Raw genomic sequence first — 21,703 nt, forward strand, 5'->3', positions numbered from 1 at the left:
TAATCGATTGAAGTAAGTTGAAAACAAGTACTGGTTCCATAACGTTTAATTCTAATTGTCCTGCTTCTGAAGCAAGGCAAATTGTATGGTCATTACCAATTACTTGGAACGCAATTTGATTAATTACCTCTGGCATAACAGGGTTTACTTTCCCTGGCATAATAGATGAACCTGGTTGACGAGCTGGTAACATAATTTCCGCTAAACCAACACGCGGACCTGATGCCATTAAGCGAAGGTCATTCGCAATTTTAGACATATTCATCATACATACTTTAAGCGCTGCAGATACTTCAGTATAAGCATCCGTATTTTGCGTCGCATCTACTAAATCTTCTGCACCAACAAGCGGTAATTCACTAATTGCAGCTAAATGTTTTACAACTGCTTCAATATATTCTGGATCTGCATTTAAGCCTGTACCAACTGCAGTTGCCCCCATATTTACTTCATATAAATGTTGACGCGATTGTTGAATTCGTTTCATATCACGTTCAAGTACACGAGAGTATGCTTTAAACTCTTGTCCAAGACGAATTGGCACCGCATCTTGTAAATGTGTACGACCCATTTTAATAACATGGTCAAACTGTTCTGCTTTTAATTCAAATACATCATGCATATAACCCATCGTTTGTAATAAGCCTTCTAATGCATTTAACGTTGCGATATGAATCGCCGTTGGGAATGCATCATTTGTTGATTGCGCCATGTTCACATGACTATTTGGACTAATATAATGATAGTCTCCCTTTTCCATTCCTAATAATTCAAGAGCACGATTGGCAATGACTTCATTTGCATTCATGTTCATTGAAGTACCTGCTCCGCCTTGGATTGGATCTACAATGAAATGATCATGCCATTTTCCATCAAGAATTTCTTGAGCAGCTTCTGCGATCGCACCGCCCTTGTTTAATTCCAATCTTCCTACATCTGTATTCGCAAGCGCTGCAGCTTTTTTTACAACTGCGAACGCTTTAATTAAACCTTCATGGATTTTGTATCCTGTAATTGGGAAGTTTTCAACTGCACGCATTGTTTGTACGCCGTAGTATGCATAGTTTGGTACTTCTTTTTCACCTAAAAAATCTTTTTCAATTCGAACACCATTTTTAACTTCAGTTAATGTTGCCATGATTATTCACTCCTTAACGATTTCTTATGCTGCTTTTGTTTCTTTGACTGTTTCTACATATTGTTTTGCTTTCTCATTATCGAATTCGCCTTCCCACTTCGACATAACAATGGCCGCTAATGCATTTCCTAATACATTGACAGATGAGCGAATCATATCTAAAATGCGGTCAATTCCCGCAATTAATGCGATACCTTCTAGTGGTAACCCCATTGAACCTAACGTTGCTAATACAACAACGAACGATGCACCTGGAACTCCCGCCATACCTTTGGATGTTAACATGAGAACGAATAATAACGTTATTTGCTCCGTTAGTGACATGTGCACACCGTACATTTGTGCAACAAACAATGCCGCTAACGCTTGATAAATAGCTGATCCAGTCAAGTTAAATGTATAACCTGTCGGAATTACGAAAGAGGCAACTGCCTTTGGACAACCGAACTCTTCCATTTTTCTCATTATATTAGGTAAAACAGCTTCTGAACTTGCTGTCGTAAATGAAAGAATCAATTCTTCTTTTAAAATTTTTATTAATGTAAAAATGTTTACTCCAACCATTCGTGCATTAATACCTAATACAATCACAACGAATAGTATAACAGTTACGTATACAGCTAGCACTAGTTTTCCTAGCGGAAGTAGTGTTGCTACACCAAATTTTGCAACCGTAACGGCAATTAATGCGAATACACCAAATGGTGCAAATTTCATAACTTGATTTGTAACCCAAAACATGGCTTCGAGTACGCCTTCAAAAAAGTTAAAGACAGGCTTTCCTTTTTCCCCAATTGCCGCAACTCCTAAGCCGAATAATACTGAGAAGAATATAATCGGTAATAGGTCACCTTGTGCAATCGATTCAAATACGTTTTTCGGTACAATGTGAACAATTGTCTCAGCAAAACCTTTCTTCTCTGTTGCATCTGCAGTTTGTTTATAAGAAGAAATATCACTTTGCTGTAAATTACTCATATCAACACCAGTACCTGGTTGGAATATATTCGCTGCAAGTAATCCCATTAAAATAGCAATCGTCGTAATAATTTCGAAATAAAGAATTGTCTTACCACCCAGTTTCCCAAGCTTCTTCATATCTCCTACACCAGCTACTGCAACAATTAATGCTGAAATAACAATTGGTACTACAATCATCTTAATTAAGTGAATAAATATATCCCCAATTGGTGTGATATAAGAAATCGCCGTTTTATTGCCATAAAAGACTGCCCCTACTACAATCCCTAAAACAAGCGCGACAAAAATTTGTGTTGCCAATCCGAATTTTTTCATTTATGTTCATCCCCTTCATGCGAACGCTTTCAATTTGAATTTATAAAAGCTACTCACACATCTTATAAGCGAACCTACAAAATCATACAAAAACCTACAAGTTCGTCACAAAAAATTCAAATATTTTTCTTCTTTTTTTCATTGACACCATTTTGTTAAAAAACGATAAAATAAACTTGATAAGTAATCAGATTGTTTCGTATAATCAAAAAGATATATACTTAAAACAAATCAAAATGAAAAGGAGTGGATGTTATGAAAAACTATACAAAGCAATTCGTCCTATCTTCTTCTTTTCTTTTTCATTTTCTTAAAAAGGAACAAAGGCATTCGCCTTTGTTCCTTTTTTATTGCGATCTATATAGGGGGAATTGTTATGAGGCCATATAAACGTGTCTTAATTAAATTAAGCGGCGGTGCACTTGCCGATCAAACTGGAAATAGCTTTAACTCCAAACGATTAGAACATATCGCAAACGAAATTTTATCCATTGTTGATTTAGGTATCGAAGTATCCATCGTCATCGGTGGCGGTAACATTTTTAGGGGGCATCTAGCTGAAGAGTGGGGAATTGATCGCGTAGAAGCTGATAATATCGGTACACTAGGTACAATCATTAACAGCTTAATGCTTCGCGGTGTTTTAACAAGTAAAACAAATAGAGAAGTACGCGTTATGACGTCCATTCCATTTAATGCAGTAGCTGAACCATACATTCGCTTACGTGCAGCCCACCATTTAGATAACGGCTATATCGTTATCTTTGGAGGCGGAAACGGGCAACCGTTCGTGACAACAGATTATCCAAGTGTACAAAGAGCCATCGAAATGAATAGTGATGCCATATTAGTCGCAAAACAAGGTGTCGACGGTGTTTTTACAAGTGATCCAAAGCATAACAAATCAGCAAAAATGTACAGCAAACTAAACTATAATGATGTCGTTAGACAAAATATACAAGTCATGGATCAAGCGGCATTACTGCTTGCCCGGGACTACAATTTACCAGCACATGTCTTTAACTTTGATGAGCCTGGAGTGATGAAAAAAATATGTTTAGGTGAACATGTGGGGACGTTGATTAATGATGATGTTACGATGCTGGTGCATGAAAAATAATGATTTCCCACCAAAAAGGGTGCCTTTTGTAGGCACCCTTTCCTAATCCATCATCACAAATAGAACTCAACCAATCCCGCCACTTTCTCCTTACAACGCTCCCAAAAAGATAACTTTTCAAAAAACTCTTTCGTCATTTCTTTCGAATCATGAAAATCCTCTGTTAACGCCTTATTAACTTGTCCTACAATAGGACCACCATAAATATAAAAATTCATTTCATCATTTATATTGAAGCTACGCGAAGTAAAGTTTGTTGTACCAATAACGGTTAATTCATTATCAATAAGCATTAATTTGCCATGGAACATTCCTTTTTTATACCCATATACAGTAATCCCATTATTAACAGCTTGACGTATGTATGGATACGCCGCTTCTTTTATAAGAGGTAGATCTGGTTTATATGACCAAAGTATTTTTACTGTAACACCACGCTTTTGTGCTGCGATTAAAGCATTCATGGACTCTTTATTTTTTGCTATAAAATACGGCGTTGCAATTACAATGGAGTGCTGAGCTTGTTTTATGAGCTCTATATATTTTTCAGCAACGTAATGCCCATTGTAACTAGTCATAGTATGTAATGTATTCCCTTTACTAGCTTTATTCGTACTCCTCTTTATCTCTTCTTTCGTATCTCGTTTCCAATCTAAAGCGAATTGCTGTTCTAAATCTTTTGCTCCTTCTCCTTTAAGCCGTACATGATAATCACGCCAATATCCAAATCGCTTATCTTTCCCTAAGTACTCATCTCCTATATTAAATCCGCCTGTATAGCCAATCTCCCCATCAATCGTCGTAATACGGCGATGATTACGATGGTGAAATGAATAAAATCCGAATGGCAATGCAGGTTTTCTACTATATGTAAAATGCACACCACTTTCCCGTAATTCATTTATCATCTTTCTTTCAAAAGATAAATCATTAATGCGATCAACTGATAAATAGACGTTTACTCCTTCTTTTGCCTTCTCTTTTAATAAGTTTAAAAAAGTATGACTACTTTTATCATCCGACAAAATGAAGAAATAAGTGTAGATGGAGCTTTTCGCTTTTTTAATATCTTCAAATAGCTGCTCATATAATGATTTCCCTTCTACATATAATTGAAAATCACTATAATGAGGCGCATACTCTGTCGGCATGTTTTTTCCAGCTTCCATTTTCCTACCTAAGGTAACATCGATATGCATACAAATTAAAATAAAAACGAAAATAGCAATAATAATAGAAGTAACTCTTAATATTTTTTTTATCATTTTGGTTTCCTTCCAATCATATTCCTTACTATTTCGTAGTGTTTCATTTAAATATGTTTTCATACGAAATGTATTTCTTATTTTTATTGATACTGAACAGTTAAAGGAGATACGAATATGAGAAAAGGAAAAACTCCTATTGTTTTTATCCCAGGTCTTTTCGGTTCAATGAGCAATATTATTATTCCCGGCACTGGTAATTGGAGTTTTGGACTTTCTGCATTTGTTTACGAACCATTCATCATGATGCTAGAAAGTATGGGGTACGAACGAAATAAAGACTTGTTCATCTGTTTTTATGACTGGCGGCAGCGTATTGTTCTTTCTACACAAAAATATTTATTACAAACGATTGCTTATGCTAAAAAGATTACAGGTTGCGATAAACTAAATTTAATTTGTCATAGTATGGGCGGCCTTCTTGGACGTTCTTACGTTCAAAGTGACGAATATAAAAATGATGTGAATCAACTTATAATACTCTGCACACCAAACGCTGGATCTCCACCAAATTATAGTTATTGGACTGGAGGCAGTCTCCCTATCCATGCCTCTTCTAAAATAAATATCGTTCATTTTTATATGGAACAATATATTTGTTACTTAAGCATCTTACATAAAATCAATAAAGTTGAGGCGATACACATTTACTTTCCAGGATTACAAGATGTTATTCCTTGTAAAGATTACGGAAATTATTTATTTATAAAATCCGACTCTTCTATTACATTTCTTCCTTATAGTAAGATGAAAATGAAAAACCCTTTCCTCGATATATTAAATACAAATAGATTTATTATACAAAAAAGAAATATTGAAACGACACTCATTGCCGGAGATGGAGAGGAAACAACTCAATATTTACAAGTCGTCCCTTCACATTCCAAACTGAAATGGACAGACGGCAAAGTCGTCGGTGATTTACTTACAAAACATGGTGACGGTAACGCTGTTCTACATAGCGTTTTTCTTCTAGAGGGAAATAAATATGTTTTGCATGCTTCACATAACGAAGTGCTCTACAAAAGCATTCCTATACTACAAAAGATACTCTAAGTTTCAAACAAAAAAGGTATGGCATTAAGCCACACCTTTTCACATTAAACAAAATTTCTCGCGTCATTATTTCTTCCAAACTTATAAATAGCAATTAAGAAGAATGCAATTGCGAAAGCGAATAAAATTAAAATGTTTAAATACAACTCCGAGAATGGTATTCCCTGCTGTAGTTTTGATATCGTATCTAACAACCAGCGCTGTGGAAGAAAATTAGCTACTTTTTGTACTGCACTTGGCATAATGTCATATGGGAAATAACATCCAGCAAGTAAGCATGTTGGTACAATGATCATATTTTGCATCGCATTTGCCGATGCTGAGTTTTTCGAAAAAGCTACAAGGACTAATGATATTCCAATTGCGATTAATGCAAATAGCATTAGTACGCCCATCATCACTATGAAAGGCATATTGATATTCGTATGAAAAACATTCGTTAGGAATAGGATTGTAATCAAAATTTGTACTGTTAGTATTATCATATTTACTCCGACATTAGATAATATAAACTTCTTCCCATCTATCGGCGTTGATAATAGTCTAAAGTACGTTCTATTCTCTTTTTCTTTTAAAATATGACCTGATAAGTTCGCTGCTGAAAACAGCATAAACATAATAAGGTAACCCATCGTTTGATTTGTCATATCTTTATTTTTCGAAGTATCTTCTAGCGTCTCAGTTTTCATTTTAAATGAACTTTTTTGATACCCTGCGTACATATTGTCGAATGTGCTTTGATCTGTTCCGGCTACTTTACTAATAGCTGCTATATTATCAATATAATTATATAAATATGATTTTATAAATCCTGTTACTTGATCACCTTTAATCGATGAAATTTCAATATGCTCTGGTTTCCCTTCTCGAACACTTTTTGAAAAACCAGAATCTAATGTAATAACTCCATCAAGTTTTTTGGAAGTGAGTTTATCTTCTATTTGAGACTCCTTAACCTTACTCACATTCACATGATTTAATCCTTCTAAAAACTTTATCGTATCATTTGCTATCGGCTCATTTTCTTTATTTACAATCCCGATATTTAACGTTCCTTGCCCTGCATTTCCGTATATCGAGAAGGAAATGAGCGTCCCTATTATCGGCAAGCTAATTATAATGAGTAAACTTTTTTTATTTTTCAAAAGCACAGATAACGTTTTTTGTATGAGCCATAAAATATCCTTCATACTATAGCCCCTCCCGTCTACGTAATGCAATAATTGCAATTAATAAAAAGAGTGCTGAAATTCCAAGGTTTAAAGAAATGACTGGTAGTGCTGCCCCTACATCATTTGCATAAATAATTTTCATAACAGCTGTATTTGCCCAAGTTAATGGCGATAAATTCGTAACGAAATTTTCTTCTATTACGAAATATGCACCTCCAAAAATAGAAGCTAATTGCACACCAACCATAATAATTGCCCTGGACGCTTCAGCTGTTTTCGTAATATATCCGATTCCTAAACCGAAACTAATTGCTAGAAAGACTTGTGTTAATAAAATAAGAAATATGATTCCAAGATGGTCGCCCCAATTCGCTTGAAAAACAAATTTACTAAATAACATGACGAGTAATATGCACAGGGCATTTGCTACTAGGCTACCAAGTACTTTTCCAATGAATATTTCAGCTTTACTTATAGGTGCAGCAATGAGACGATCTCCTGTTTTACGTATTCGTTCTCCTCGAATTAAAGAACTCGCTCCCATCGCAGCATACAGTGCAATCATCGTTGTCATTACAACCGCATAGTAATCCATAGAACCTGGTTTTTTCGCAGCTTGTAAGGATGTTTCTTTTATATAATCATTATGATTTCCGTTTGAAATAACTGTGCTCACCTTAGTAGGATCTACTTTTGCAACTTCGACCGCTACATTGTACTTATCAACAAATGTTGTAAGCATTCCTTCCACAATACTCCCCTCAATACTACTTTTATCACTTCCGTAAAATTTTGCACCATCTTTATTTAACTCTACATAAGCAGCATATTTATTTTTCTTCACTTCTTCTTTCCCATCTATACTGCCGGAAGCTTTTTTAAAATGAATACCTGATTTATCCACTTCTTTCGTAAATGCTGCAAATGATTGAGAAAACGTGCTACTCGCTTCATCTTTATATAGCACTTGTATATCTTTAATCGAATGACTATCACTATTAAATGCGTTGGTTAACGCTGTTCCTAACACAAGCATAAGTACAATCGGAAATGCTAACATAAAAACTAAAGTTCTTACGTCTCTGAAATCTCTTTTAATATGCATAATTGCAATATTGAAGATGTTCAATTGATGAACCTCCCTTTACCTTTTCTTCATTTACCTTTTATTTATCTCGTAAGTTTCTTCCGGTTAACGTAAGAAATACTGTTTCTAAGTTTGGAGCCTGCTCCTCTAACGAACGAATTTCAATGTCATGATTAATGAAATGCTGAATAATTTGATTTAAATTATTTAATCCTGCATCCGAGTTTACCTTGATTACGTTCTCTTCAATTTGAACAGCTTTCACACCGTTTATCTCTTTTAACTTTTCTACATCTAAATTTTCTACTGACTTCACTTCAATCCAAATATCTTTCGTATCTGTAATAATCGCTTTTAACTGTTCTTTCGTACCTTCTGCAATCACTTTACCGTGGTCGACAATTGCGATTTTCGTACAAATCTCTTCTACTTCTTCCATGTAGTGGCTCGTGTAAATAATCGTACTTCCCATTTCATTTAATTTACGTACTGACTGCAAAATGTAGTTTCTTGACTGTGGATCAATTCCAACTGTCGGCTCATCCATAATAATTAACTTCGGTCTATGAGCAATCGCACAAGCGATATTCAGTCTTCGTTTCATCCCGCCAGAAAAGTTCTTCGGATAGCTTTTCTGTTTATCACTAAGTCCTACAAATTGAAGAGCTTCCTCTACCCTAGCTTTTAATTCGGCTCCTCGTAATCCGTACAACCCAGCAAAGAATTTCACATTTTCATAGGCAGTTAACTCTTCATAAATCGCAATATCTTGCGGAACGATACCGATATTCATCTTCGCAAATCGGTTATGTTTCTTTATATTTTTTCCTAGTATGCTAATTTCGCCTTCATTACTTCTTAACAAACCAGCAATCATATTTATCGTTGTACTCTTACCAGCACCATTCGATCCTAAAAAGCCAAATATTTCTCCTTCTTTAATAGATAAAGACATATTATCAACTGCGATGAAATCACCAAATTTTTTCGTTAAATTTTTAATTTCTAATGTATTCATCATTTCACCCCTATTTCGGTTTCTCTGCTTTTAGTATAAACAAAAAGAATGAACCTGCTCAGTGCAGAAGTTCATTCTTTTCACATGAGAATATTCACTTTTTTCATATGAGATGGTTCATCTTCGTCCCATTCTCTTATATCGGCAACAACATCGTCACTGAAAAGCCACTTGTTCCATCTACAATAATTTTTCCGTTTACTGAAGCTGTTCGCTCCTCCATCCCCATAACACCGAGACCTTTTTTAACAAGAGCTGCCCCTTTTCCGTTATCCTTCACTTGCACCTTAACCATCTTGTTAAGCACATGAATATCTATAGAAATAACTGTAGCATCAGCATATTTCATTGCATTTGTTAGTGCTTCTGTAACATTCTCACCGATAATTTTCCACTGTATCGGAGAAATCATATCTAAGTTCCCTTTATAAACGAAAGGAATATTCACATCATTCTTACCGGCAAATTCCTCTATGAATAATTTCATACGATGAATACCAATTTGCTCAGTTGGTGGCTTCATATTTTTCAATGTAATGCGAATACTTTCAATTCCATCTTTTGAAATGTGAATTGCATTTTGTAATAACTCCGCAGATTTTTCTTTATCTATTTCCATTAACCTCTTTGCTGCCTCCATTTGAATAAGTGCACCCGTCATCGAGTGACCAATTTTATCATGAATTTCTTGCGATAACCGATTTCTCTCTTCTAGCTTAAATGTGTATTCAGATTGTCTTATGTACTCTTTATTTTCATGTAAGCTTTTCGTAAGTCGTTGCATATCTTTTCGCATCTTATCATTTTGCGATTCAAGCTTTACTACACGCGATATATATCGATCTGCAATTGTTAAAACGAGAAAAGAAAATGCAACAATCAATCCATAAGTCATTCGAATACTTTCATCTGCAATCGTAATTGGGAGCATCATAACGACAAAGCGTGGCCAATTCTTTTCTATGTAATAGAATGTAATTTCGTATAAGTTCAAAGATAAAAACAAAATAAAAAATGGATGAACCCTCCATGTAAATAACATAACTACGCCAATGGATATACAGATTAATATTTTTTTATACGTATCTTTTTTAAATATAGAAATCATTACGTTTACAGAAAGGTAAATAAGTAAAGTAAATATAACCCACGGTAAATTTGCTACATTTGCGTAAATATAACTGAACACAATATATAAAAAGACAATTAATTTACTTACAGTTAACCAAAATTCCATATCATTAATCTACTTTCCCTGTTAAGTAATAAATCGCAATTTGTGTGCGATGTTCAAGTCCAGTTTTCCCTAAAACTGACGTAATATAATTTGCAATTGTTCCCTCAGATATAAAAAGCTGTTTCGAAATTTCTTTATTTGAGAAACCTTTTGCAATTAATGCGATAATACTAAGCTCCCTTTCTGTGAAAAGGCTCTTATCAATTTTACATTCTTCCTCTTTACTTTCCATTAAATTAGACTTAATTTTATCGAGGACAACATCTTGCATAACAGTTTGACCGTTATATACTCCTTTTATCGCATCACGAATACGCTCCGGATCGTTATTTTTTAATAAATAACCTTTCGCTCCGTTTTTTACTGCATCCAAAATATATTCATCATCATCAAACGTCGTTAAAATAAGCGGTTTTGTTTTCGTCTCTTCACAAATGAACTTCGTCGCCTCTACACCGTTCATATTTGGCATACGAACATCTAAAAGAGCAATATCAACTTCATGCTTTTTACAATACGCTACAGCTTCTTCCCCATCATTTACAGTATCTACTACTTCAAACTCTTCGTATGTATTTAAAATAATTTTCATGCCTTCTCTAATAAAAGAGTTATCATCTGCTATTAATATTTTAATTTTCATGTTTGTTAGTATGGACCTTTCCCTACTAACATTCACATCCTTTCTCCGTGTAACATTTCCTACTTGCTCATTATATACTTCTCTTTACCATTTTTTCACACCTTTTTTCATCTAGCTCTCCCGCAAAAAATATATTATTCTTTTTTTACAAAATGTGTAGGGTGACTTATCATTCTTTACGTCTATATAATAGAATGCGTCAAAAAGGAGGGAGAGACCGATTGAGGAAAAACAATTAATTGAAAAAGCACAGCAAGGAAGTGAGCATGCTTTTCGTATCCTTGTACAAACATATCGTCATTATATTTTTCAAGTTATCTTTTCTATTTTAAGACATGAAGAAGATTCGAAAGATGTTACACAAGAAGTATTCGTAAAAATTCACACCTCTCTCCCAAATTATCAATTTCGCGGATTAAAAACGTGGATGGCACGTATTGCCACCAATCACGCTATTGATTATAAGAGAAAGAAAGCTAGAGAAAGTGAAGAACTCTCCTTATGTAAAGAAGCTGAGGAAAATATACAGTCCTCTCATAATATTGAGGCTTTATTATTGACGAAAGAGCAAAAATTACTCATTGCTCAAAAACTGAGAGAACTTCCAGAAAATTACCGTGACGTCGTTCTCGCACATTACTTAGAAGAAAAGAGCTATCAAGAAATTGCTTTACAGGAAAACATCGAAGTAAAAACAGTCGAAATGAAACTGTATCGAGCACGAAAATGGATTAAAAAACATTGGAAGGAGGAAGAGTTTCTATGATGCATTATTCAAAAGAAGATTGGCGCAATTATACATTAGATTTTATAGAAAGCAATGAACGTGAATCTATGGAAGAACATCTTTATGAATGTGATTATTGTTTAGCACTTTATATGGAAAGTATTGATGAACAACATGAAAACCTTCCAATGATAAATGATGATTCATTTACGAACGAAGTTATGACGCAAATTAATTTTGAAACACTACAGTCTAATGAAAATATAAAAACAACCTCACTAAAGCGCACGATCATTCATTACATAATTGCGACTGCGGCTACAATTATTTTTATGGTAAGTGGTTTATTTCAGTATATTTTTACAGCGACATCAAATTTAGAGAAATCTTCAAAACATAACGAGTCTTCTATTTCACAACAAATTGTAAACAAATCGGTAGACACATCGAAAAAGGACGGAGGTTCAAAGCATGAATAAAAATCCCTTTTTAGCACTTGTATTAGGGCTAATTCCTGGGCTTGGACATTTATACTTAAAAAAACTAGGACGGTTTATTTTATATAGCGGAGGATCACTATTTCTATTCTCCTTTGCAGTATTTTGTACCATAGTAGTAAGAGAACGTGATATTGCTTTTCTTTCTCTATTTTTACTAGCTGTTCTATGGGTAATTAACTTACTAGATTTAGTTATCACCATTATAAACCAAACGAAAAAGCAAGAAGCTGGAGAAGTGATAAATTCCTCTAAAGAGAGCGAACGATTTTATATCATTCTCTTATCCATCATCCCTGGGCTTGGCCATTTCCAATTAGGACTTATGCAACGCGGACTTACATTTTTAGTAGCTTGCACAGGAATCGGGAGTATGATCATTTTCGTTGCACTTTTAACATCGCAAGAAAGTTTTCTTATCTTCCTTATTACGTTACCTGTTTTATGGATTTATAATTTCTTTGACGTTGTTCAGCAACTACAGAAAAAAGAACGTGGCGAGCAACTAGATGATCGTACTATTTTCGAAGAGTTCGAAGAACATCGTGAACAAGGAAAGAAGAATAAAACATTCGCTTCTATTTTAGCGATGTTCCCCGGAGCAGGACATATGTATTTAGGTTTACAACGCCGCGGCCTTCAGCTTATGGCAGCCTTTTTACTTTCAATATATTTACTCGATTTATTAAGACTTTCTGCGTTTTTATTTTTAGTTCCAATCATTTGGTTCTATAGCTTCTTTGACGCTTTACAGCAAACTGCAAAGTATGGAAAAGAACGTGTAAATGACGAGCCTATCATTGATTATTTTATCAATCATCAAAGATGGATCGGTATCGGGTTAATTACACTCGGTGGTTATTATTTATTAGATCAAACAGTCCTTCCTATTTTGAATGATTACTTTGCAACTATATTTAACATTCATCTTAGCGAGCTATATTATCGCTATTTCCAAACATCTATCGTTGCACTCCTCTTAATTGGCGGCGGCTTTAAATTGTTACTTGGAAATAAAAAAAACAAAGGTGGGACAAGCGAATGAGAACATGGCGTGTTGGAACATTCTCAATGGGGCTTTCTATTATATCGTTAGGATGCTTTTTACTTTTTTCAGTCGTAAAAGGAATTCAAGTATTAGATACACTAACTGCATGGTGGCCAGTTTTACTTATCATACTTGGAGCTGAAGTTTTACTATACCTTCTATTCTCTAAAAAAGAGCAATCTTTTATTAAATATGATATTTTTAGTATTTTCTTTATCGGCGTTTTAGGAAGTGTCGGAATTGCTTTTTACTGTTTATTATCAACTGGATTACTAGAAGAAGTTCGTCACTCTATTAACACAACGAGGCAAATGAGTAATATTCCAGACGGACAATTTGATATACCTGAATCTATCAAAAAAATCGTAGTAGATGCAGGACATCAACCTCTAACGATAGAGGGAAATAATACAAATCAAATTCATCTTTTGGGAACTTATGAAATGACAACGAAAGCAAATGAAAAACTCAATTTAAAACGAGATGATTTCCTTTCAGTTCAAACGGCTGGAGAAACGATGTATATCACTTTAAAATCATTACCTGTTCAGCATACGTTATTTAATTCAGCACCACAGGTGAAACCAACGCTTGTTCTTCCGCAAAATAAAAATGTGGAAATCCGTGCTTCAAATAACGAACTATCTCTTTATCCAGGTCAATTACAAAATAATTGGTTTGTACAGGAAAGCTCAAGAGTGTCTGTCCATCTTGCAAAAGAAAGTGATGTATCTTTAACAGCAGTAACGAATCAAAAAGAAACACATGGAAGTACACCTTGGGAACAAGTAGAAGATTTAACGAAAAACGAAAATACTTCTTCAGAAGAACATCCAGAATTAAACAACCAAGAACATTGGTATAAAAATTCGATTAAAACTGGAAATGGGACGTACAAGTTAAATATTGAGAAAGCTTATAATTTGAATATGAGTGTTCTCGAAAAATAAAAAACCTTCCGCAATTGCGGAAGGTTTTTCTCATATAATCGCTTTAATTCCTTCTAACACTAATCCAATCATAAATCCGCAAACCGCCCCGTTCACTCGGATCCACTGTAAATCTTTACCGACGTTATTTTCAATCATTTCGATTAACGTCTTATCATCTAACTTATCAAGGTTTTCTTGTACAAGCTTACCAATTTTCGAATGGTTCTTCTCAACAAGACTTACAACTTGTTTTTGTAACCAATCTTCTATTTTTTGAACTGTCTGTTCATCTTCTTTTATTTTATTCATTTGTTTTTGTAAAAATGGAATAACATATTTATCAGCAAATTCTTCATTATTTACAAAAGCAACTGCTCTTTGCTGTACTTGCTCTAGCATCTCTTTTATTTTGTCAGTAGCATCCCAATTGGCAATCCATTTTTCTTTCCAATTTTCTAATTCTTGTAGTAACGCTTCATTTTCTTTTACATTGATAATTTCTTGACGAATTTTCGATAAAATAAGTTGTCTCGTACTATTATCTGCATCTTGTAAGCTGTTAATATTGCTAATAATAAATTTCTGCAAAATGCCGCCAATTTTATCTTCATCTACAATATTCATAAACGATTTCAATGTAAACTGTAAAAATCCATCTACTTTTATATTTTCCATCGCCTTCATACCTAAGCTTCCGAGCTGGTATCGAGCTTCATCTTGCGCTGTCCATTCTTTCACTTTTACTAATATGTAATCAAGTGTCTTTTCATCATATTCTTGCACTACTAATTGATCAACAAGCACTTGTAAAATGTTACTTGTATTAATTGTATGTAAATACGTCTTTAATTCTTTTTCAATAATAACCGCTAATTTTTCCGTATCGATTGAAACAATCGCTTTCTCAGCAATCGTTACAATGCCTTTTTTCACAGCATCAGACTGCATTTCTCTCTCAGCAATTTGCAGTACCATTTGTGCTAACTGCATTTCTTTTACTTTATTCGTAATACTTTCTTTCGTCAGCCATTCATTTTCTAACGTATTGATGAGCCCTTTCGTTACCCGTTTACGGTTTTTAGGTAACAAAGCTGTATGCGGAATTGGTATTCCCATCGGATGACGGAATAAAGCAGTAACCGCGAACCAATCTGCAAGCCCGCCAACCAATCCAGCTTCAAACCCCCCTTGTATAATCTCTCCTGCTACCGTTCCTTGAAAAGGGATAGAAGCCGCAAAGCCTACACCCATAACCCCAAGCGAAATACCCGCTATATATTTAGTCTGTAATGACATCGTATACACATCCTCTTATTATGTAAAATAAAGCTTTTTTGTTGTATTTATTCAATATTAGTTATCCTTTATATATACTATAAAGAACTATTGTGAAAATAACAAAGATTTTTATGTACATGAAAAAATGAGGCTACAATTAGCCTCATTTTTCTTATACCGTTAACTCCAAACCTTTCCTATAATATTCATTCATTACATCTTTTGGAACCATACTTCCACCCGTTCCCCACACAATATGAGTACCTTTTTTCACCTTCTCTGTTAACTGTTGCTTTTGTAAATACTCATCTTCTTTACATACTTTCACTGGCCCAATCATACCTGCTAGTGCAGAAGGCTCTAAATAAATATTCTCCGTGTCAGCTAGTTCTTTTAACAATCTATATAACTCTTTATCGCTTACTGTGTAATTCCCACTCAAAAATGGTTCCATCGTTTTACCGACAAATCCAGACGGTCTTCCTACCGCTAGTCCGTCCGCGTCTGTTACATTATCAATTCCGATATCTTGAACGGAAATTTTGTCATGAAGGCCGGTCATTAAGCCGAGTAACATACAAGGAGAATGTGTTGGCTCTGCAAAGAAACAATGAACATTGTCTTTATACAATAACTTTAAACCAAATGCGACGCCGCCAGGTCCGCCTCCTACTCCGCACGGAAGGTAAACGAATAAAGGATGCTCTTCATTTACTACAATCTCTAACTCTTCTAATTGCTTTTGTAATCGCGATGCTGCTACTGCGTATCCTAAAAATAAATCATGGGAATTTTCATCATCTACAAAATAACAGCTAGGATCGGCATCTGCTTGCTGACGCCCCTCTTCTACTGCTTTACTATAATCAGCTTCATACTCAATAACGTTTACACCTTTACTTCTTAATAAATCTTTTTTCCATTGTTTCGCATCTGCTGACATATGAACCGTTACGTTAAAACCTAGTTTCGCACTCATAATCCCAATGCTTAGCCCTAAATTTCCTGTTGAACCGACCGCAATTGAATATTTGGCAAAAAACTCTCTACATGTATCACTATCTAAAATGGAATAATCATCTTCTTCTGTTAACATACCGTGCTGCAAAGCTAGTTGTTCAGCATGTTTCAACACTTCATAAATGCCGCCCCTAGCTTTAATTGATCCTGATATCGGAAGATGACTATCACATTTTAATAATAATTCTCCTAAAATAGGTTGCTTGTAATTTGTCTCTAAAGCTTCTTTCATAGAAGATATTTTCACTAAAGGTGATTCGATTATGCCATTCGTCCCTTTCGTTTCAGGAAAAACTTTCGCAATATATGGTGCAAAATGCTTTAATCTCTCTTCCGCATCTTTTACATTCTCTTCATTAAGTGGTGAATCTTTTATTGCCCTCTCATACTTTTCTATGTTTGGATTTATCCAAAATACTTCTTCTGTTGCAATAAGTTTATTCACTAATGGGTATTCTGCTTGTAATGCCCCTATTTCTTTCATTTTGTTTCCTCCTTATATCCTTGTAGCTCACCATATAATAAATTATAATTAAATTAATTTTAATATAGTTTAACACAAATCGTTAACTTTAGTTAATTTTAATTTAATTTATTTAAATATAATTTAATAACCCTTAAGGAGATTTTCATTATGGAAAATATAGATATTGGTAAAAAAATTGAAAAACAAAGAAAAGAAAAAGGTTTAACTAGTAAAGAACTAGCAAAGATGGCCGATATTACACCATCTATGTTAAGTCAAATTGAGCGTGGGTCCGCTAACCCTTCTATTCAAACATTAAAAGTGCTTGCTAAAGCTCTTGATGTGCCAACATTTAGCTTTTTACTTGAAGATACAAATACAGACGATTTAATTGTACGTTCCCATAAACGAAAGAAAATGATTATCGATAATTTATCATATGAAATGCTTTCACCTGATTTCACTGGAAATTTAGCAACAGCAATTATGACCGTCCCGCCTAATACAGCTTCATCAGAAAATGTGCTAGAACATAAAGGAGAAGAATTAGCATTTGTCTTAGATGGGAAAATCACATTATATTTAAACGAGGAAGAATACGTATTAGAAACTGGCGACAGTGTAAAGATACCTGCTTATTTAAAGCATAAATGGGTGAATCATTTTGAGAAAAATGCGATAGTCTTATTTTCTGTTACTCCGCCGATTTTTTAATATATCAATAAAAACAGGATGATTCTTATAAAATGCGGATTATCCTGTTTTTATTAAATAAGAAAGTGAAATTTTTGTTAAAAACTTAACAGTTGGACCCAATCCGAACAATCCTCCTAAAAACATATTTACAAGTGAAGCTATCCCTCCCATTGATGCTAACGTATCATGAGTCAGATTCATCCCACCACTACCAGAGGCACTTGTAATATTCACATAAAAATAAGAAATACGTAAAAATTAATTGTTTTTTCAGAATTTTTTTGAAAAATATGGTAAAATTACTCTTATACTTCTTCTATTTTGCTATTATAGAAATAATTAAATTAGAATACTTTTATCGGATGGGGGAATATATAATGAGTGTGTTATTAAAAGGGCATGAACAGATTGTCAACGAATTAAACATTTTATATCAAGTAATGGTAGCGGAGCAATTAATTGAAGCGAAACAATTAAAAGAAAAAATAGAGAAACAGATTAATAAAATTGAAGCTGATCAAAATCTATCGCTTTACTACTCCCTACTAAACTTTAAATATAAGGTCCTAACCGATTGGACAAACATTAAGTATGATACTTTTAGTCAAATTGTTCGTTTAGACAATCCAATAACTGAAGACTTTATTACTTATTATTATCACTTTTTTAAAGCTGAACATGCTACCATTATTGGAAATTATGATGAAGCAAAAAAAGAATACGAAAAAGCTGAATCCCTTTTAAAACATGTACCAGGTGAACTAGAAGAAGCTGAATATAAATATAAATTTGCTATATTTAATCACCATACAAACAAACCACTTACAGCAATCAATTATGCAAATCAAGCGAAAGAGATTTTCTCAAAATATCCACGTTATGAAATTAAAATAGCTCTATGCGAAAACATTTTAGGCTCATGTTCTGTTTATTTAAAACAATTCGAACAAGCCGAAGAGAACTATAATTCAGCAATCAATATTTTACAAAAGCTGAAAGACGATACACTAATCTTAAAAGTTCGAAATAACTTAGGTTGGCTCTACTCTTCTCAAAATCTATCAACCCTTGCTATTAGACATCTTACAATAGTTACAAACAAATTACCTAAACACCTAAAAGCCAATTTTCTACAAGCCAAAGAACATTTTAGTTTAAATGAAAAAGAACTTGCAAACGATTGGGTTCAAAAAGGCTTAGAAATTTGTAATGAATTAAATAATCAAGAATATAAACACCATTTCACTATCTTAAAAACACAGCACACTGGTATTCTAGACGACTTAGAAAACGCAATCATTGCAGGCACCACATATTTTAACAGTAAAGAATTATACGATTATGCACAAGAATATTACGAATTATTAGCAGTAGAATTTCATAAAGTGAATAAAATAGAGAAATCTCAAAAATATTTTTTCAAAACTTACGAAGCAAAACAAAAATTATTAACTAAGGAGGCACTAAGATAATGAAAAAGATTAGTTTAGCTATTTTAACCTTTACATGCATACTTGCTTTTGGCTTTAATAATTCCACTGAAAATCAACAAGCAAAACAACTTCCAAAATGGGATACAGATAAACAAGAAACACATGCAGACCTGTAGAAACCTAAAAACCCCTAATAAAGGGGTTTTTAGGTTTCTACAATATAATGATTTAGCATATGATGAAGAAATACGCTTATAAAAGATATCCATACACAGATACTCTCTGTACATGGATATCTTTTATTTTTTCGGCACCAACAAAATCCCTAAACTAATAATACAAAAGCTCATTATTTGCTGTGCTGATAGACCAAACTGTACCGAATTTTGTTCACTAACAAGCGAAATAATGATTTGAGCAAACCCCTCAACAATTAGAAAAATACTTATATTCTTTCCATTTCCGATCCTTTCATTTTTCATCCATAACAAGCCCATTATACAAAGGTTGAGGATAATCTCATATACAAAAATAGGATGATACAAAAATTTAGATTCGTATATATTCATTCCCCATGGTAGTGTCGTTTGTACACCTACTTCATGATGTAATAGAAAATAAAAGATAATACTTACACACAGACCAAAAGGCAATGCATCAAGTAAAATACGAAGCGAAAATTGTCCCTTTTTACTTTTCCAAACAATGTATACACTAGCAATTACGCATCCTACTACAATATGTTGCATACTTCCTATAGCTAATAATGCTTGCAATGGCGATTTAAAAGCCCATACAGGATTTAAAATTGCTGGTGCAAACTTCCATACAAATACGATGATAATAAACGCATTTGTTACGGCATCCATCATTTTTTCATATGATGCATTTTGATGCCTCATCTTTCGTTTCATCAACATAAATCCAAATAGACTTCCAATTATAAGAGATACGGGTTGTAATCTCACGATCCACTCCATCATCACGAAATCCCCTTTTAGCTCTCAATCAATTTCTTAAATTTCTTTTCTAATTGATCTGGTGGTAATACACCTCGTACATGATCTACTATAATTCCATCTTTATTAACAAAAAATGTCGTCGGTAAAGAGAATACTTTATAATCTAGTCCAGCTACTCCGTCCATATCTAGTAGAACCGGAAACTCAAATCCATAGCGATTAGCAAATGCGCTTGCTTCTTGTACTGGGTCACTAACAGTTGCATTCACCGCAAAAATTTCAACATCCTTTTTATATTTATCATACATATGAACTAAGTCAGGTGCCTCCATTTCACACGGCCCACACCATGATGCCCAAAAATTAATAATATATGGTTTTCCCTTGGCATCATTTAACGACTGCAACTTTCCGTCTAATCCTTTTAATGTGATGCCAGGTGCTTTAAAACCTACTTGTGGTAATACTTCTTTCTCTTGTAACTCTGCTTGTTTCGCTTTTCTTTCCTTTTCTTCTTTCTTTGAATTATAAAAGTTAACCCCCGCCCAAACGAGAGCACCTACTAGTATAATAGCAATTAGTTTCTTCACTTTTCTTCCTCCTCATTTTTAAAAACCTGTAAATCCACCGAATAGACGAATAAAGAATGCTGTCATTTCCGTCATTTGATTTGTATACAATAAAATACCTGTAATATATGATAAATAAGATATATATATAGCGATAAAAAGTATAATGATATAAATGACAACACTCTATCCACACTACATAGGGTAGTGTTTACCCTAAAAAAAAGAGGCTATATGCACTCTCCAACAATAAGTACAATCGACACACAGAATAACCCTATTGTTACATATACCGAGTTCGTATGTAACGGAATAGTAAGCTTAGCAACCTTTTCATTTAACACTTGCTCGATTCGTAAATTTATTGCTGTTTTTGCAAATGAAGCTGTAACACATCGATTCTCCATTGTCTTTATTTTAATTAATTTTAATAACGCGCTACCTAACTCAAATGAAGATTCCATTTTTTGCATCGCATATTTATCTGCTGCTAACTCTTGATACGTATGATATCGTTGTAACAATTCTTTTAATATCGGGATGTACATCATTCCTTCTGCTAATAACGTAAAACAAAATAATTTTAGCGGATCCCAATTATTTTGATGATATTCTTCATGGAAAATAATCGCATCAATCTCTTCATCTGAAAACGTCTGAAGCAAACCTTCCGACATGACAACTTTCGGACGGAATAATCCAATTGTAAACGCTGCAACTTCCGCAGTCGGCAGTATATATATTTGTTTTCCTTTTCTAATAAATGGGATAAGTACTTTTTGTACTTTTTTACTATAGAAAAATTGCCGCCAAATTCTTTTACACACAATCAATACAGTAATTAATAATAACCCCGCTACTATAATACGAACCATTGATAGTTCTTTCATATGTTTTTCTAACTGAAACAAGCAAAACTTTGAAAGGAAGAATGCCTTGTTTTGAAAGAGAAATGGATATGTAACATAATACAATAACAAGCTGAAAAAGAGGGTACTAACAATGAGCGCTAACAATACGATTTTACGCATTTGCCATTTCAT

The 21,703-nt window shown here is 33.9% G+C and carries 23 protein-coding genes; 9 read left to right on the plus strand and 14 right to left on the minus strand.

From position 1 onward, the window contains the following. Positions 1–1,138: aspartate ammonia-lyase (locus GBN78_RS20365; protein ID WP_152127656.1), on the minus strand; the 1,138-nt coding region annotated here is incomplete at its 3' end. A 24-nt stretch (positions 1,139–1,162) separates the two neighbouring features. Continuing rightward, positions 1,163–2,434: a cation:dicarboxylate symporter family transporter gene (locus GBN78_RS20370; RefSeq protein WP_000713291.1), complete on the minus strand. Its 1,272-nt coding sequence runs from the start codon at positions 2,432–2,434 to the stop codon at positions 1,163–1,165. Positions 2,435–2,810: 376 nt separating this feature from the next. Here GBN78_RS20370 and pyrH point away from each other — a divergent pair, with 376 nt between their 5' ends. Next, positions 2,811–3,554, plus strand: a complete 744-nt coding sequence (gene pyrH / locus GBN78_RS20375) for a UMP kinase (protein ID WP_001248058.1) — start codon at positions 2,811–2,813, stop codon at positions 3,552–3,554. 53 nt (positions 3,555–3,607) lie between these two features. On the opposite strand, the gene cls is transcribed toward pyrH, so the two are convergent. Then, positions 3,608–4,819 (minus strand): cardiolipin synthase, encoded by a 1,212-nt coding sequence (cls, locus tag GBN78_RS20380; RefSeq protein WP_000591912.1) that lies wholly within the window; start codon positions 4,817–4,819, stop codon positions 3,608–3,610. 117 nt (positions 4,820–4,936) lie between these two features. Between cls and GBN78_RS20385 the strand changes: the two genes are divergently transcribed. Next, positions 4,937–5,875: an esterase/lipase family protein gene (locus tag GBN78_RS20385; protein ID WP_058839106.1), complete on the plus strand. Its 939-nt coding sequence runs from the start codon at positions 4,937–4,939 to the stop codon at positions 5,873–5,875. 44 nt (positions 5,876–5,919) lie between these two features. On the opposite strand, the gene GBN78_RS20390 is transcribed toward GBN78_RS20385, so the two are convergent. The 5 genes from GBN78_RS20390 to GBN78_RS20410 form a co-directional block, all read right to left on the minus strand. Further along, the gene (locus tag GBN78_RS20390) at positions 5,920–7,065 is read right to left on the minus strand and encodes an ABC transporter permease (protein ID WP_058839107.1); all 1,146 of its coding nucleotides are present in this window, start codon (positions 7,063–7,065) and stop codon (positions 5,920–5,922) included. Position 7,066: 1 nt separating this feature from the next. Further along, complete coding sequence (locus GBN78_RS20395) at positions 7,067–8,176, minus strand: ABC transporter permease (RefSeq protein WP_001020149.1); 1,110 nt, start codon at positions 8,174–8,176, stop codon at positions 7,067–7,069. A 37-nt stretch (positions 8,177–8,213) separates the two neighbouring features. Next, entirely contained in the window at positions 8,214–9,152 is a 939-nt protein-coding gene (locus tag GBN78_RS20400) for an ABC transporter ATP-binding protein (protein WP_001093820.1), read from the minus strand. Between the two features lie 136 nt (positions 9,153–9,288). Further along, positions 9,289–10,389, minus strand: coding sequence for a sensor histidine kinase (locus GBN78_RS20405; RefSeq protein WP_088046523.1), 1,101 nt, complete (start codon positions 10,387–10,389; stop codon positions 9,289–9,291). Positions 10,390–10,393: 4 nt separating this feature from the next. Next, positions 10,394–11,032, minus strand: a complete 639-nt coding sequence (locus tag GBN78_RS20410; RefSeq protein ID WP_000694093.1) for a response regulator transcription factor — start codon at positions 11,030–11,032, stop codon at positions 10,394–10,396. 277 nt (positions 11,033–11,309) lie between these two features. Between GBN78_RS20410 and GBN78_RS20420 the strand changes: the two genes are divergently transcribed. Genes GBN78_RS20420 through exsE form a run of 4 tightly spaced genes read left to right on the plus strand, consistent with a single transcriptional unit; the run spans position 11,310 to position 14,254 of the window. Further along, the gene (locus tag GBN78_RS20420; protein ID WP_071686419.1) at positions 11,310–11,798 is read left to right on the plus strand and encodes an RNA polymerase sigma factor; all 489 of its coding nucleotides are present in this window, start codon (positions 11,310–11,312) and stop codon (positions 11,796–11,798) included. Then, positions 11,795–12,238 (plus strand): hypothetical protein, encoded by a 444-nt coding sequence (locus tag GBN78_RS20425; RefSeq protein WP_000972356.1) that lies wholly within the window; start codon positions 11,795–11,797, stop codon positions 12,236–12,238. The genes GBN78_RS20420 and GBN78_RS20425 overlap by 4 nt, the downstream gene beginning before the upstream one ends. Further along, on the plus strand, positions 12,231–13,301 hold the full coding sequence (locus GBN78_RS20430; protein ID WP_097918679.1) for a hypothetical protein: 1,071 nt from the start codon (positions 12,231–12,233) through the stop codon (positions 13,299–13,301). The genes GBN78_RS20425 and GBN78_RS20430 overlap by 8 nt, the downstream gene beginning before the upstream one ends. Continuing rightward, a complete protein-coding gene (gene exsE, locus GBN78_RS20435; RefSeq protein ID WP_097918680.1) occupies positions 13,298–14,254 on the plus strand; it encodes an exosporium protein ExsE in 957 nt (318 codons plus the stop codon). The genes GBN78_RS20430 and exsE overlap by 4 nt, the downstream gene beginning before the upstream one ends. A gap of 30 nt (positions 14,255–14,284) precedes the next feature. On the opposite strand, the gene GBN78_RS20440 is transcribed toward exsE, so the two are convergent. Next, the gene (locus GBN78_RS20440) at positions 14,285–15,532 is read right to left on the minus strand and encodes a DUF445 domain-containing protein (RefSeq protein WP_016109732.1); all 1,248 of its coding nucleotides are present in this window, start codon (positions 15,530–15,532) and stop codon (positions 14,285–14,287) included. Positions 15,533–15,686: 154 nt separating this feature from the next. Beyond that, positions 15,687–17,018: a D-serine ammonia-lyase gene (locus tag GBN78_RS20445; RefSeq protein WP_098293824.1), complete on the minus strand. Its 1,332-nt coding sequence runs from the start codon at positions 17,016–17,018 to the stop codon at positions 15,687–15,689. A 150-nt stretch (positions 17,019–17,168) separates the two neighbouring features. Between GBN78_RS20445 and GBN78_RS20450 the strand changes: the two genes are divergently transcribed. Then, the gene (locus GBN78_RS20450; RefSeq protein ID WP_000427637.1) at positions 17,169–17,714 is read left to right on the plus strand and encodes a helix-turn-helix domain-containing protein; all 546 of its coding nucleotides are present in this window, start codon (positions 17,169–17,171) and stop codon (positions 17,712–17,714) included. A gap of 39 nt (positions 17,715–17,753) precedes the next feature. Here the strand turns inward: GBN78_RS20450 and GBN78_RS20455 are convergent, their stop codons facing one another. Then, on the minus strand, positions 17,754–17,930 hold the full coding sequence (locus tag GBN78_RS20455) for a hypothetical protein (protein ID WP_002061098.1): 177 nt from the start codon (positions 17,928–17,930) through the stop codon (positions 17,754–17,756). Between the two features lie 143 nt (positions 17,931–18,073). On the opposite strand from GBN78_RS20455, the gene GBN78_RS20460 reads away from it, so the two are divergent. Further along, positions 18,074–19,168, plus strand: a complete 1,095-nt coding sequence (locus GBN78_RS20460; protein ID WP_000114846.1) for a response regulator aspartate phosphatase — start codon at positions 18,074–18,076, stop codon at positions 19,166–19,168. Continuing rightward, the gene (locus GBN78_RS30320; protein ID WP_165365587.1) at positions 19,168–19,305 is read left to right on the plus strand and encodes a hypothetical protein; all 138 of its coding nucleotides are present in this window, start codon (positions 19,168–19,170) and stop codon (positions 19,303–19,305) included. Before GBN78_RS20460 ends, GBN78_RS30320 begins: the two co-directional genes overlap by 1 nt. Before the next feature lie 123 nt (positions 19,306–19,428). On the opposite strand, the gene GBN78_RS20465 is transcribed toward GBN78_RS30320, so the two are convergent. The 3 genes from GBN78_RS20465 to GBN78_RS20475 form a co-directional block, all read right to left on the minus strand. Continuing rightward, on the minus strand, positions 19,429–20,109 hold the full coding sequence (locus tag GBN78_RS20465; RefSeq protein WP_141436978.1) for a prolipoprotein diacylglyceryl transferase family protein: 681 nt from the start codon (positions 20,107–20,109) through the stop codon (positions 19,429–19,431). 17 nt (positions 20,110–20,126) lie between these two features. Next, positions 20,127–20,681, minus strand: coding sequence for a TlpA family protein disulfide reductase (locus GBN78_RS20470; RefSeq protein WP_000733185.1), 555 nt, complete (start codon positions 20,679–20,681; stop codon positions 20,127–20,129). Between the two features lie 209 nt (positions 20,682–20,890). Next, positions 20,891–21,703, minus strand: coding sequence for a M56 family metallopeptidase (locus tag GBN78_RS20475; protein WP_000871931.1), 813 nt, complete (start codon positions 21,701–21,703; stop codon positions 20,891–20,893).

The sequence above is a fragment of the Bacillus sp. B2-WWTP-C-10-Post-4 genome (assembly GCF_009183805.1).
Lineage (GTDB): Bacteria > Bacillota > Bacilli > Bacillales > Bacillaceae_G > Bacillus_A > Bacillus_A cereus.